Here is a 452-nt window from a genome sequence, read left to right as displayed (position 1 = left end):
CGGGACGGGGCGTTGGGCCTGTCGGAACGGCTGGCCGCCGTCACCACTCTGACCTCGTCGGTCGAATATCTGTCCCAGCGCAAGGAATTGCGGAAGGGCGGGCTGAACGACTGGGACATCGTCAAGGATGTCCAGGCCGCTTCGACGCCTCTTGTCCGGAAGGCGTTGCACGCGGTGAGCGGACGCCGGACGACGACCGCCCTCCATGTTGCCCGCGCCGCTGTCAGCGCGGGCATGCTGCTTCCCGGCTCGTCGCGCTGGCGGGGTGCCGGGAGCCTGTTCCTGGGGACGACGTCCGCGCTGCTCTATCCGCGCCACCGTTACGGCACCGACGGGTCGGACCAGGTGGCCATCCTCGTGCAGACCGCCACCGGTGCGGCGCGGCTGGTGAGGTCGCCGGAGGCCCAGGACGCGCTGATCTGGTATGTCGCGCTCCAGTCGAGCCTGTCGTA

General features: G+C 69.7%; 1 pseudogene. It reads left to right on the top strand.

Features of this window, described 5'->3' with window-relative positions:
- Positions 1-452: pseudogene (locus CU044_RS21305) on the top strand (thioesterase); the annotation flags it as partial.

Origin of the sequence: Streptomyces sp. L-9-10 (assembly GCF_004151105.1) — a bacterium.
Classification (GTDB): Bacteria; Actinomycetota; Actinomycetes; order Streptomycetales; family Streptomycetaceae; genus Streptomyces.
The sequence above is the reverse complement of the archived record's forward strand: the minus strand, read 5'-3'. Positions and strand labels throughout refer to the sequence as shown.